The sequence below is a fragment of the Novosphingobium sp. FW305-C-30-35 genome, from assembly GCF_058783135.1.
This window is the reverse complement of the sequence record NZ_JBYSYJ010000001.1, coordinates 1,165,680-1,178,267: the sequence shown is the minus strand read 5'-3', so window position 1 is coordinate 1,178,267 and position 12,588 is coordinate 1,165,680. Positions and strand designations below refer to the sequence as shown.

Sequence of the window (12,588 nt, the reverse complement as noted above, 5' to 3'; positions counted from 1 at the left end):
GCTCAACTCGCTCCACTTCGCGGATGGCTTGCGCGAGGGTCACGATAACCCCAACTGCACAACTGCGCTGTCCCCATAGACGTCTAGTTCATAGATGCCCGGATGATTGTTCCCGCCCGTGATCGTGTTTGCCGATGCCAGCGCTTCAGCCGGAACGCCGATCCCGCCAAGGTTGCGGTCATCACTGATCGCCACGGTCGAAACGTACGCCGCACCGCCGTCAATTGCTGCCGCTTCAAGCTGGTCATTGGTCATGCGCCAAGCCGAAACAGACTGATTAGCGTTCGGCCTTGGCACACCCATTACAATGCAAGTCGTGCCAACCGCTTGGAACTGCTGGATCATGTTTAGGATGTTGGCATAGGTGTAGCTTTGGCCGCGCTCATTCATGCCGAACGCAATGACAACCACATCCGGCACAGCAGCAAGCGGGACAGCGATACGAGACGGATCAAGTCCGTTACCAGTTGTGCTTTGACTGGTCGTTCCACCGATGCCGTAATTGTCGTATGTTACGACACCGCCCAAATCTTCCAGTGCTGCCTTGATTTTCCAGTTCCACCCAAGGCGAGTATGGACTAGGCCAGCGCCGTCCCCGGTATCGTAGAGCGTGAGCGTTGCGAGCGTGTCAGATGGATAGTTGGCGAGATAGGTCAAGCCACGGTCGCGCATGGTGCCGTTCGCTGTAAACGGCGGTGTGCTGGATTGAATTGCGGCGGTGCTGTCACTGTAGTTAGCCAAGGTTATCTCTTCGCCACGGATAGCCTTGCCGATGACTTTGCGAAGAATGCGACGGTTGCGCTCGATATGCGCCGCCATATAGCCTTCGTTGCCGACCTTGATCAGGTTGCGGAAGTTGGCGGTCGAAACGGCGACAATTGCCGAGGAAGTGACCCGGGCGCGACCGATTACAAGCGCATTCGAGGGCGTTGCACCCTGCCATTCGAGGCTATCAAGCTGCGCCGTGCGAGCAGTGCCAGATACCGCCGAAACCGCGAGCGTCGTGCGGTCGATGACGATTTTATCCATGCGCTCCTGACCGGATGCAGCATAGGGAAGCGTGACGCTGCCAGAGAAAGGATAATCCACACCATTGCGGCGCACCGTTCCTGACACCGTGACAGTCGTGCCAGAAACCAAAAGCGTAGCATTAGCCGAAGCAAGGAGGTCCGTTTTCGTAAACGGCCCATACCCATCACGGGCAACGCGAACAGCCAATCGGTTTGGCGATCCTATGGCCGTGTACGTGCTGGTGCCAGTGGTTGAGTAATACCATCCACGCTCGCTGGCCGTAGCGGTGCTATCCGAGAGATAGCCCGCCGAAGATGCCACGCGCGCACCGGAACCGTCCTGCGCTTCCCAACGGTAAACAAGTCTCTGCCCGGATGCCTTGGTGAAGGCGGTTGGAAACTCCATCAACATTGATTTGCGATTGGTGTCGCCCGCAGTCAGGCCGAGGCTTGCCAGCGTGTAATCGTGATCAAATACCAGCGTACAGTTTGTCGGCGGCGCGGCAGTTTCCGTATCGGCGCAAGAGTAGACCTTGAGGTTAATTTTCGTTCCAGTTCCGGCAACATAGATGCCGTCAAATCCGATACGCTTGATAAGCGTGCCGACCGGCGTATCCGCTAATTCGACAGCGCCAGCGAAGCCGCCAAACGACGTTCCTGCAAACTGGGTCGTGCCTGCATGATCCTCGACAATCACGGAACCCAGTTCGCCCAAATCACCAAGGCCCGCGTTTGCGGTAGTCGCGGACTCCTGCGCGGTTATGAGATCAGCCTCAATCGTCTGCACACGTTCGGTCGTGACGTATTGGAACGGCATATCAATGCCGATCTGAAGCTGAATGTTCGTAACAAGCGATGCCGAAAATGCGTCTGCATCGACCGTAGAAGTCGTGAGATACCCGCCGCTATCCCCGGTTGATCCGGTGACATAGGCAAGAAAGGCCGCGCTCATCGAAATGCCGACAGCCTCGCCTTCAAGAAAGCCGTAAGCGGTGGTGTCAATAGTGAATGCACCGGGACCTGCCGGGACTGTGACAGACACCCATGCGCTTCCCGAGACCGGCGTTGCTGTTCCACCGCTGACGGTATAGCGGCGCAACTTGATGGTCTGCGCGCTGCTTGATCTGTTCCAAAGCCGCAGCGAGGAATTGCCGTTTGCGTCAAACTGAAGTGCGTTGGCGAAAACGTAAGTGCCAGCATTCGCAGCGCCCGCACCCGTAACAAGCGTGGACCCAACCGGACGGCCAATGGTTTGCGTGTATTGCTGAAGTGCGACTTGAGCTGCAGCGGCAGCCGCGCTTGCCGCTGCAGCTCCTGCGCTCATCGGATCAAATTGTGGATCGATCTCGACAGCGGCGTTGGCCTGGTTCTGGAACAGCGAGAGATAGGCCGACGCGGGGTCAGTGTCGGTTAGCCAAGTCTGGCCAGACGTCTTCAGATAGCCGATGGTCGGGGTCAGGGTTGCTCCGGTAAGCCCGGTAATGCTCGAAACATCTACAAGGCCAGCGGTCGGGGATGCACCGATGTAAAGCCCCGGTGCAGCCACAGAAACGGACGTTACCGCGCCGCCTGAAACCACGACCGTCGCGTAAGCATCGATCGAAAGGTTATCGCCAGTCAGGGGGCAAGTGTATGTGCCGTTGGTGCCACCGCTCCCCGCCGCCGTGATGGCAACCGAGGTCAGGCCGCGCGGCACATAGTCACGCGCGCCAGGGAAGTAGTGTTGCGCGGCCACCACCGAAGCGTTTGCCGCATCGCGCAACACTTCAGCCTCATTACGCAGGCCTTCCGTCTCATCGCGCAGATCTTCAGTCTCTCCTCGTGCGCTATCGGCAGCGATACGATCGGCTAGCGCCTGCGCCGCTGAATCCGCAGCGCTTGCCGGATCGTTGTCCACGCCCTGGATCTTGTCGCCGACCAGCGCCAGCACTTGCCCGGGCGCGATTGCCGCGATGTTCAGTTCGGGCGCAGTTTCGCCAACCGGAACCTGTGGCGTGCGCGCCAGCTGCTCGGCCGCTTCCTGCCCCTGCAGCGTCAGTCGGTCGAGCGCCAGTTCATGGCTCGATGCCGGAAAGCTCCCGGAAGTGGGGTATTGTGTCGGCTGTGCCAGTGGCGTCTTGCGCCGGATCCGCAGCTTTTCACCGGCGGCCAGCGCTGTGGTCAGCGTCAACGTGCCGCCGGCATCGGTCGGCGCGGCCGTTGCGGTATAGTCCGTGCCGTTCACCAGCACGGTCACCGTCCCGTTTGCGGCGATCTTCTCGGCCAGCAGGTGTGCCACGTCCAGATAGCGCCAGCGCACGGCAAACGCCGTGGTCACCCCGTCGCCATCGTAAAGCTCGAACGGGCTCTTGGCTGCAACGGTCATTGCACGGTATCTCCCTGCTGCGGTTCAACTGCGTTGGAAAAATCAGGCGCGCGGCCCGGCGCGGCATCGCCAGGTGCCCACCAGAAATCGGTGCCCTGCTCGCGCGCGAAGTCAGCCATGCGCTGCCAGGACTGGTCATAGTTGGGATCGATCGCGCGCTGGATCTGGTCGGTCACCAGTCGATCGAACGCGGTCTTGGCGTACCACAGCGAACCGCCGGGAAGCTGGCTGCGGATGAATTTCAGGGTGTCTCGCTGCGGATTGGCAGACTTAGGGATGTTCACCAGCTTCTGCGCGTCCGATACAATCGGACCTGCCAGCGTCTCGGCAAAGCCGTTGCCATAGGCATTCGTGCTGCTCTGCAGGAAATCACCAAAGATCCCGAAGCCGCCGCCCTGTAGCATTGCCGCGCCCCAGAATTCGGGCGTCGTCGAATCGCGCGGATCCTTGCCATTGGCCAGCGCTTTCAATTGAAGCGCCAGCCCCCCAAGAAGCGTCGTTGTGATGACCAATCCGGCCGCATAGCGCGCTGCGTTTCCAGCATTCATTTCCATGATACGGCGCGACTGCATGAGCATAACGGTGACGCCGAAGCTTTTGAACAGGAACGCACTGCGGATTAACTCGCCCGCAACTGTGCCCTTTGGCGCAACTGCACTAACTCCGGCCTTCACGCGCAGGTCCGGCACCGGCACCGCGTGATCGACCTCGCGTGCGATCATCTCGAGAAGCCGATCGCCCAGCTGCTGATTGGGCAGTTCCGTGGGCGAAAGCCACTCTACGCCCCTGTCAACGGTTACCGGCGACGCTCGGATCTCGTCCCAATCCGCCGCGGTAAAGCCATAGCGCTCGAGCGCGCCGCGCAAGGCCGGATCCAGCTGGCCCAGCGACTTGCCGCGCTGCTCAGTCAGCGTGCCAAGGAATTCCATGCCGAATGCCCAGCGCCCCGCTTGGGTCCACCGCGCAAGGCCTGAGAGCTTCATCACGCCTTCGGCCAACCGGCGCGACACCTCGCCGGTCATTTCCTCGCCCATGTAGCGATTCTGCGTTGCCGTACGGCTCGACCACTCCTCGGCGATAAGACCTCGCCGCACCGCCATGCGCTGATCCTCTAAGGCACCAGGCTTGAGGTACTTGACATAGTCATTGAGAAGGTTTGCAACCCGAAGGCCATTGAATGCGCGGGTGATGGCCTGATTGCCGGCGTCCGAAACGGCGGACAAAGGCGCACTTCCAAGCTTCTGCGCCGACTGGATCGACCTGATCGAGGACATGACCAGCGCAAGATTGCGATTTTCCGCCCGGTTGCTCGCGCCAGTCAGCTCGTTCCACATGCGATCGATGGCGCCGATCTGCGGCCGCGCACGGTCCACCGCCTTGCTGTTGGGCGCGGCATCCGTCTCCGCGTCCTTCCGGATCAGATCTTTCATCCACTCGATCGTATTGCTGGGGTTTGGACCCAGCACCTCGAGCATGGCCACATCGCGCGACATGCCATCGATGTGTCCCATCATGGCATCGAATGCGGATCCAGCGCCGAACTGGTCGGCATAGGCCATCCAGTCGTCGGCGCTTTTGAAGATCAGGAACCGGGCATCGCCGCGCCGGTTGGCCAGCGCCCCGCTGCCCATCCCGCCCGGCGCGCGATCCTTCCAGCCATCGCTGCGGATCGTCTCGAACACGTCGCGCAACGCCAGTTCGAGGCTCTGTTGCGTGAACGGCCGCCCGGTGCGGTTGTCGATCATCTTGCCCAGGTCAAGCCGTGGCAGGATCTCCGCGCGCCACGCCTCGAAGCCGGCAGCACGTACGGCACGGCTGTCGTGGGTCTGTGGCAGGCCCCAGCGCTCAAGCTTGCCGATATCGCCGCCGGCGGCGTTGAAACGCTGGCGCAGCATCTCGGCCGTGCGCAACCAGGCGTCGGCCAGCTCGCGCGCATTCGCGTTGCCCGTGTTTTCGCCAAAGGCTTCGCGCACGATATCCGCCAGCTGCGCCTTGTTGCGCACTTCGCCCAGCAGGTTGCTTGAATGCTCGGACAGGATCCGGTCCATAATCGCGTGCGCCCGGCCGCGCACAGCCCGCCACCGGCCTTCCACGTTGGAATAGGTCGCGCGGCCGTCGCCGCCCAGCATGGCAGGGCCCGCGCGCGGGTCGATCGGTCCACTCCCGCCACCGCCGTTATAGCCGCGAAGATCCGCCTCGATGCGCTGGCGGGCACGGATCGTCTGCGCGGCGAGGAACTTCTTGCGCGCAGCCTCGGCCGCCATGGCTTTCAGGGCAGCATCCGTCGCCATGGCATCGGCGGCCTGGTCACCAAACTGCCGGCGGAAATCTTGCTGCAGCTCGTCAAACAGCGCGCCGGCGCGATCGGCCTGCTCCTGCGTCAGCTTGCCTTCAGAAACGAGGCCGGGAAGGCAGGGCTTCATGCTCATAGCAAGCACCCCTTGATCGCCTCGATCGCCGCTTCGTCGCTCGCGATCTCGTCCTCGATGTCCTTCAGCGTTCGCGCGCCCTTGCCGTCGCCCAGGTCGAACGTGGGCTGGTCCGCCGCATCGAACAGCGGCGTGCCCATCGTGCCGTCCTGCTCGGTTTTCGCGCGCATCGGGGCATCGGCCCCAAGTTGCGCCTTCTGGCGATCGAGCGCGGCAATGTTGGGATCGACCTCCGCCCGCACATCGTGCCAGGCGCTGTCCGCTACTTGGGCAATGCCGTCTCCGGCGGGATCGTCAAAGGCGGCGTGCGCCTGTTCGTCGATCAGCGGCGAGCCAAGCCCGGCCGCTTCAATCTCGTCTAGCTCTTTCGGGCTCGGTCGACCATTGGCTGTACCAGATCCAGCGTCCGCTGTGCCCGCGCGCGCAGATCCGGCGACAGGCGCTGATCCTGTGCCGCTTTCTGCAGGCGCTCCAGCTTCACTGACGAGATCATAGTAAGGATCCTCGATCTCGAGGTACGCGGCCTCGAGCATGTCGTCGATGTCGCGGTTTATCATCTCGAGCACGTAGGGCGCAAGCTCCTCTGCACTCGGAAGGTCCGTTTCCCGCCATGGGGGCAGGGTGTCCGTGCCATCGGCCAGCAGCTGCTCGAGGCGCGCGATCTCGCCGCTCAACATCGGCGCGGTACCAGCTACGTCCGCAGCCTCATTCCAGCGGTCATAGCGCTGCCAGAACCGGTCCTGTTCGGCCACGTCGGCCGCCACGCCGGGGGCGTCTTCCTTGGGCGGCGCAAAGTCAGCCGCCGTGGCTTTCGGCTCGGGGGCCTGGTCGGCAAAGCTGTAGCGCTTCTCCTTTTTGCGGATTGCGTCGTCCAGCCATGTGATCAGTTCGGTATCGGTCGGCCGTGGCGTTGATTCCGGCGGTCCGAAGTATCCGGCATCCCATAGCAGTTCAGCCATGTTGTCGAGACCTTGGCCCTGGGGGCGCAGCAGCGGGCCCGATTGCGGCACAAAGTAATTCAGGTTGCCACTGTTGCGCAGGTCATGGCCCTTGCTGCCGATCTTGTCGGCCAGCCTCGGATCAAGTCCGTCGTAGGAAATGCCACCCCGGCGCGCGATGAAGGTCAGCGCATCTTCCGGCCCCTGGCTCATCTTGCGGCGATAGATCCCGCTCTTGGTCAGGGTCAGTCGGCCCTCGTCGACCAGCTTCTGCAGGATAGGCTGCAGGCTGTCCTCATCCGTGCCCAGCTCGCGCGCCAGCCCCGGCATGTCGTTGATCGAGATCTTGCGATCGTCGACTATCGAACGCATCGCGGTCAGCAGCCCATCGTTGACAACCTCGGGCCGCAAGGGCGGTTGCGGGGCGATGTCTTCCACCGCGATCGGCTCGGGCATATCCACCAATGGGCGCTCGGCATCGAGCGCGGCAGGGCGCACCGGCGCCAGATCCCCCACCGGCGCGATAGTGCCCGGCTCGCTGCCCATCCGCTCGGCCGCCCAACGGCGAAAGCCGCCTGCCGTCATCCCTTCAAGATGCGGATTGGCTCGCATCACTTCCGGGGGCAGCAGCTGCGCCAGCGGTGTGTCGGCGGCCGCACGGAAGATCTTTCCTGCGCCGCCGGTGCCCATGTGGTGCACCACGTAAAGGTTGCCAGGGCTTGCCTCGATGCCATTGCGCTGCAACCAGGCGGCGTTGTCTTCCGTAAAGGCACGCATGACGCGTTCCTGCACGTCGCCCTGGTTCTTGCGCGCAAGGATCCGCTCGTCACTCAGGCCAGTATTGGGGAAGGCTTTGCGATAGTAGGTGACGAACGTGTCATCGATGAATCCGTAGCGCCCGCCCGCGCTCGAGGAGCTGCTACGCGCGCTGTCATTGCCGCCCGACTCTTGCGCCCGCGCCGCCGCCATGTAGCGCTCGATCGAATTGCCCAGGCCTTCGGCGATCGGTTGCGTCACCGGCGCCGGCGTGATCGGCAGGCGATCGCCCGCCGTCATGCTGTCCATCACTTCGCGGATCCGCGTAAAGTGCGTGTCCAGCCCCTCGTGGGTGTTTACGAAAGGATTGGCCCCAGCCACTTCCTCATGCCGCGTCAACACGTTCCACGCGGCCGCCACATCGGGCGGCATCAAGTGCTTGGGTGTCGCCTCTTTCAGCGCCTGCGCCGCGCGATAATCGAACGGCACGGCCTTTTCGTAGAGCTTCGCACCGGCTTTCGGACCATAGGCGATCGCGCCGGCAAAGGCCGCATTGGCCGCGCCGCCGATAAGCATGTCAGTCGCCAGTTGGTCGGCGCTGTAACCTTCCCCCATGTTTGCTCGAGCACGGACGCGCGCCGGCGTCTGCAGCGCCGTGCCCAGAGCACCGGCATAGAACTGCGCGATCAGGAATTCGGAGGCGGCTTTTGTCCCGCCACCCAGCAGCAGCTGCGGCAGGTTCTCGGCCGAACCGGCGGTCGATATGCCAAACGCCAGCGATGGCACGATCTGGCTGCCAAAGCCCCCACGCGCGGCCACAGCCATGTCCTTTGCGCGCTCGCCCTTGCGCGCATAGGCCCAAGTGTCGAACTCCGCTTGCGTCTTGGGAATGTCGGCAAAGGCGCGCGGGTTCAGACGGCGGGCCTCTTCCACGTCGCGCCACAAAGCACCGAACCGCTTTTCAAAATCGGTGCCCCAGTAGCTCGTCCACTCTGGGTTGCGATACCGGCTCCGCTTGCGGCCCATGGCCACCAGCGCATTCTCGAGATCGTCGTAGGCCTTGGCGCGGTTGTTGAAGTTGCCCGCTTCGTCGTCGTCCAGGGCAAGCCGCCAGTTCGCCGCCGCCGCATCGAGCCAGCTGACAGGACCGGTATTGACGGACTCGCTGTCGCTGGCCACGCGCTGCGGCATGGTGCGGTCCTGGTCGAGACGCGGCTGCATCGCCGCAACCACGCTCATTGCGCCCGCCCGGTGCGATAAAGGCGCGTGACGTAGGCTTGCCCCTTCTTGTTGGTTACCACCGAACCGCCGGGCGTCTCCCAGCGATACCGATCAGGCCCGATCAGGACAGGATAGGCGTTGTTGAGGTTGAAGGGTGTGCCATCGGGATTGATCGGCCCGTTGCCGCGCCCGTCGTCCAGTTTCCGCTGCCCCATCACAAAGGTCTGGAAGCCGTTATGGTTGAAGCCATCGGGGACAACGTAAGGCTGTCCACCCGCCCAATGACCGATGCCGCCAAGATACGTGCCGTTGGGCTTGGCATAGCCACCCAGCGCCAGCGTTGCCGCATTGCGGATGTCGCCTGGCGTCAGTGAATTGATGTCGCGGCCCTTGGCCGAAAGCCACCCCGCCAGCCATTGGCCAGAGATCTGCTTTACCGCGTCCACTTCAGCCGGCTGCATAGCTCGCAGCGCGAAGTCGATTTCCGATCCAGCAATGCCCAGCAGCTCGAATGCACGCTGCCCCGAGTTTGTCTTGCGATCGGGGGTCAGGAATGAACGATCGGCGGCAAGTTTCTCGCGACCGGCGTACACGGTCGCGCGGGCGAACGGGCGGATCAGCGACTCATGCCTGAAGCTGACATCGTTAGGCAGTATCTGGCGCGCAGCTTCCGCACGATCGGCCGATGGCATCGCGTCCAGCGCTTTCAGCACCTCAAGACGGCCGGGCGCGCCGCTTGTCACCCGCTCACGCAATGGCACAAGCTCGTTGTCCGAAAACACAGGCACCGGACGGCCTGTCGCGGCCGAGTATTGCCGCCGCCATTCCAGACGCTTTGCCACCGATTGCGGGTCTGCCGGATCCAGCACCGGCGGCACGCTCGATCCCGTGCCATACTTGGCTGCATAGCCAACGGGATCGTTGTTGAAATCGCTATCCATCGCGCCTGCATGGGTGCGCGCATATTCCAGCTCGCGCTGCTCGGCCGGGCTTCGTTTTTCCTTGCCGCTCAGGACCGAAATGCGCGCCTCACGCTGCACCGGCGTCATCGCGCGATAGACTCTCGCGAAGGCATTGTTCGCCTTGATGCCGTCCAGCTCCAGCGCGGCAGAGGTATCCCCCATGGCCGTGGCTGCCTGTATCAGCTGGTCGATACGCGCCGGATCCACTTCCAGCCCTTGGCTGTCCGCCTCTTTCAGCGTGGCAATCTGCTCGCGGATCCCCGCTTTCTGCATGTTGGCTTCATGCTCGGCCTGCGCCTGGCCCCGCCGGATCTCCACGTCAGCGCCGCTGCGCAGCTGCTCGAGCTGCTTTGGCTCGAGCACATCGTTGAACGTACCGGCGTCGATCAGGCCGCGTGCCACGGCGGGATCCTGATCGATCCGCCCGTTAAGGAAGGAGATCGCGTATTTCTGGTGTGTCTCGCGCTTCAGCTTGGCGCGCGTGTCATCGTCCAGGTTAAGGCTGTCGATATAAGCATCGGCCAGCGCGGACTCGTCCTGGTACGCATTGGCATCGGGCAAAGCGCGCACGCGGTTTGCGCCGATGTCGGAATAGACCTGTGCATCGTCCAGCACCTTGGCAACCCGCCTGCCCTCTGCCCAAGTGCTTTCCCGCTCGAGGAGCGAAGATCCGAACGCGATGAACTGCTGCTCGGCTTGGCGCTTCACGCTGTCTTCGGTCAGCCCGGTGAACAGCGTTTCGCGGCCCTTCTCATAGGCCTGCCGCATGGCCTCGGTATGGCCAACGCCTCCCGGTGCCGCACCGTTGCGCGTGTCCCGCACAGTCTGGTCCATCTGCAGGCGGAACTCGGCAAAGCGCCGGGCAAAGTCCGTCGCCTCGGCATCGGCCGTCGCTGCCCGCTGGATTTTGTAATCGTTGATCTGGCCCTGGTGGAAGACTTGCCCGGCCTCGCCGATCGCGCGGCCAAGTCCCGCCCCATAGGCATCGGGCGATACCTGCACGGCCACGTCCTGCGCCCGCGCACCCACTTGGCTGTCGTATCCGCGCGTCGCCATCAGCCCGCACTCGTGCCGGCACGAGCGGCGGCCCAGTCATTGTTCATGCCCTTGGCAGCCGAAGCGCTGCCAAGCAGGCTGCTCGCCAGCTGGAAATACCCCTGTGTCCGCGTCGCGCTCGCTTGCTTTCTCAGCGTCTGCGCTTTCACAGTGCCTTCTCGCCTTATGCGCAGCACGTCTAGCGCGGCATTGATCTGGCTTTCCCGCAGATAGTCGAGCGAGCTGCCCGTGCCGCCCTCGATGCCGCCGGAAAACTGGCTGGCCAGTTGCTGCCCGATCGCTTCGCGCGCCTGCATCCGCAGGTCCGCTTCCTGCTGCACCGCCGCCTGCTGTTCTTCCCACGCCTGCGCGTCCAGCGCGGCCGCGTTGGCCTGGCTCGCCTTGAACTGGCCGATACCTTGGATGATGGGTCCCGCAATGGCCGCCGCAGCTGGCAGGAACGACATCAGCGGATCCTCTCGAACAGGACATGGGTTTCGCTGGCCGCGCCGAACTTGCGCAGGCAGGCGACCGCCGTCAGGCCCGCCATCACGGCCCACCGGCAGGGGGCGGTCGGCTCAACCATCACGCTGGTCAGCAACTCGTAGGGATCGAGGTGCGGAAACCGTGCAAGGATGACTTCGGCGTCATTGGCAAGGGCCACCGCCTCGATCCTTGGCAGCGGGCTCTCGGCCACGATCCGGCGCGCGAAACGGGTCAGCGGCACGTGCACTGCACCAAGGCCTTGCGCAAACAGTGCCATCGCCACGGCGCTGCGGCCGGGGAAATTCTCGGCAATCGAAATGCAGCAGATGATCCGGTCGCCATCCAGCGCCGTCCATGCGTCGCGCTGGTCGGACAGCGCTTCGGCTTCCTCCTGCGTAAACTGCGTGGGCAGCCCCATCTGCAAAGATTGGCTTGGCTGCACCACGATTTCAGCCAGGTCCAATGGCACCATGCGGCGAACGTGGAACATCATGCGTCCCCGCTTTCGATCTTGAAGCTCATCATCGCGATCGTCGCTGGCAGCGGCGCGTCGCTAACCAGCGTCACCGTCGTGTCACGGTCCGGCTCGCTTGTGATCTGCACCTTCACGTCGCCGGTAAAGGTGGGGATCTGCGCGTCCATTGCCGCATTGGCCGGACGGTCGATTGCATCCTCAAGCCGCTCGCCAGTCGCACCGCCCTTGAGGCCAACGGTCTCAACCAGGCGGACAAAGGCATGGGCGATGCGCTGCAGGAAGCCCTGCCATCCGCCCGGAGCCTGCACATAAGGGCGCAGGGTGACTGCCCGGGCAGTGTAGGGAAGCCCCACGATCAGCGTATAGGCAAACGGCGGTACCAGCTCGGCCGGAAGCGTCAGCACCCCGTCATTGTCCACGCTTTGCCCGGCAATCACGCCACCGCCCGCAAGCACCGCCACTTCCTGCCCGGCAAGGTGCGTCAGGCCCGAAAATGTGGCTTGGCCTGCCGTCGCTTCCACGCGCACGCCCGCGTCCACGAAGAACGATTCCGCGATATCGTCGCCCAGCTCGCGCCAGCTCGATTGCTTCCACACCTCCTTGCGCGTGCCCGCAGGTGTCTCGCGGCTCACCAGCACCCACAGATCGTCGCGCTTGCCGTCTTCACCCACTACGGCCACCGCCGAAAGGATCTGCGCGTCGCCGCCAGGGATCAGGCGCGCAAAGCCCTTGACGTCACCCTTGTTGATCGGATGCGTCACGATCTGCCCGTCGCTGCGCACCGCGTGCAGCAGGTTGTTCGGCAGGCGTTGCACTGCCAGCTGGATCACGCCCGGTGCGGTCACGTGCCGCGCCGCCGCAGTCAGATCGGCGGCAAGGTAACGGTCGCTACCGAAATTGTGGAGCGGCGT

7 protein-coding genes are annotated in these 12,588 nt (G+C 63.4%); all 7 read right to left on the bottom strand.

Annotation, left to right across the window (positions count from 1 at the left end; genetic code table 11):
- Positions 1-39: 39 nt before the first annotated feature.
- The 7 genes from AC3WLM_RS05830 to AC3WLM_RS05800 are packed head-to-tail and all read right to left on the bottom strand — an operon-like array spanning position 40 to position 12,522.
- Complete coding sequence (locus AC3WLM_RS05830; RefSeq protein WP_492476863.1) at positions 40-3,375, bottom strand: SGNH/GDSL hydrolase family protein; 3,336 nt, start codon at positions 3,373-3,375, stop codon at positions 40-42.
- The gene (locus AC3WLM_RS05825; RefSeq protein ID WP_492476862.1) at positions 3,372-5,804 is read right to left on the bottom strand and encodes a hypothetical protein; all 2,433 of its coding nucleotides are present in this window, start codon (positions 5,802-5,804) and stop codon (positions 3,372-3,374) included. Before AC3WLM_RS05825 ends, AC3WLM_RS05830 begins: the two co-directional genes overlap by 4 nt.
- Entirely contained in the window at positions 5,801-8,737 is a 2,937-nt protein-coding gene (locus tag AC3WLM_RS05820) for a hypothetical protein (protein WP_492476861.1), read from the bottom strand. Before AC3WLM_RS05820 ends, AC3WLM_RS05825 begins: the two co-directional genes overlap by 4 nt.
- Entirely contained in the window at positions 8,734-10,737 is a 2,004-nt protein-coding gene (locus AC3WLM_RS05815; RefSeq protein ID WP_492476860.1) for a hypothetical protein, read from the bottom strand. Before AC3WLM_RS05815 ends, AC3WLM_RS05820 begins: the two co-directional genes overlap by 4 nt.
- The gene (locus AC3WLM_RS05810; RefSeq protein WP_492476859.1) at positions 10,737-11,183 is read right to left on the bottom strand and encodes a hypothetical protein; all 447 of its coding nucleotides are present in this window, start codon (positions 11,181-11,183) and stop codon (positions 10,737-10,739) included. The genes AC3WLM_RS05815 and AC3WLM_RS05810 overlap by 1 nt, the downstream gene beginning before the upstream one ends.
- Positions 11,183-11,695, bottom strand: a complete 513-nt coding sequence (locus AC3WLM_RS05805) for a hypothetical protein (RefSeq protein WP_492476858.1) — start codon at positions 11,693-11,695, stop codon at positions 11,183-11,185. Before AC3WLM_RS05805 ends, AC3WLM_RS05810 begins: the two co-directional genes overlap by 1 nt.
- Complete coding sequence (locus AC3WLM_RS05800; RefSeq protein ID WP_492476857.1) at positions 11,692-12,522, bottom strand: hypothetical protein; 831 nt, start codon at positions 12,520-12,522, stop codon at positions 11,692-11,694. The genes AC3WLM_RS05805 and AC3WLM_RS05800 overlap by 4 nt, the downstream gene beginning before the upstream one ends.
- Positions 12,523-12,588 lie beyond the last annotated feature (66 nt).